Origin of the sequence: Zavarzinella formosa DSM 19928 (assembly GCF_000255705.1) — a bacterium.
Taxonomy (GTDB): domain Bacteria; phylum Planctomycetota; class Planctomycetia; order Gemmatales; family Gemmataceae; genus Zavarzinella; species Zavarzinella formosa.
On record NZ_JH636447.1, the window covers coordinates 83769 to 84963 of the forward strand.

General features: G+C 66.7%; 1 protein-coding gene. It reads left to right on the forward strand.

Going from position 1 to position 1195, the window contains the following annotated elements:
- Positions 1–1195, forward strand: a 1195-nt coding sequence (locus BGIM_RS66180; protein ID WP_193789057.1) for a PKD domain-containing protein, incomplete at both ends; no start/stop codon positions are given.

Here is a 1195-nt window from a genome sequence, read left to right on the forward strand (position 1 = left end):
CGCCGAAACCGCCGGTCTCCGGGATGCCCCGGCCGGTCACGGTGGCGGCCGTGGACGCCTTCGGCAACCATCTGCCGAACTTCACCGGAACGGTTCATTTCACGACGACTGATCTGTCCGGCGTGGTCCCGGCGGATTACACCTTCAAGGCGGCCGACAAGGGGGTTCACACCTTCCCGGTGACGCTGAAGACGGACGGCGTTTGGGATGTGAGCGTCAGTTCCGGCGTGATCACCGGCACGCTGGCCGGGTTGCCGGTCGCCCCGCTGACGAATCACTTTGGCGTGACCGTCTCCCCCGTGTCCGTCACGGCCGGGGGAATGGTGAGTGTCACCGTGAAGGCGCTGACGCCCAAGGGAGTGGCTGACGACGCCTTCACCGGCACGGTTCATCTGACCAGCACGGACCTCGCCGCCGGTTTGCCGGTCGATTACACCTTCCTGCCGGGCGACCACGGCTCGAAGACGTTCCAAGTCACCCTGGACACGGCGGGCAAGCAGACCATCACCGCCACCGGGGTGAACCATCCGAATTTGAAGGGAATCAGCGCCGCCGTGACCGTGACGGCGGGAGCGGCGGTTTCCTTCGCGGTCTCCGGCCTCGAAAAGCCGGGACTGGCGGGCACGGCCCGGACCATCACCGTCGCCGCGTTGGATGCCTTCGGGAACCGTGTGACAAGCTACCTCGGCACCGTGCATTTCACCAGCAGCGACGGCCAGGCGGTTCTCCCGGCCGATTATGTCTTCAAGGCGGCCGACAAGGGAATCCACACGTTCACCGCGACCCTGAAGACCATCGGCAACCAGACCGTGACCGTCACCGACAAGAACCACGTCGGCGTGGCCGCCACGGTGCCCGCGGTGGTCGTCACCCTGACCGCCGGACTGACCGGCCCGACGGTCGGCGTCCCCGGCCAGCCGCTGGAATTCGCGCTGACCGCCGCCGAGACGAACGCGGCGGCCAACGCCGTTTACAAGTTCCAGATCGACTGGGACGGCAACGGCACCGTCGATCAAACCGTGACCGGCCCGAGCGGAACGGTGGTTTCTCATGCCTACGTGGCGGCGAAGACTTATGCCGTGAAGGTGAAGGCTGTTGATGCCGCCGGGGCGACCACCCCGGTTGCCGGCGGGCAAAGCGTGACAATCCAGACGCTGGCCCTCGAAACCGACCCGCTGAACCCGGCCAAGACCCC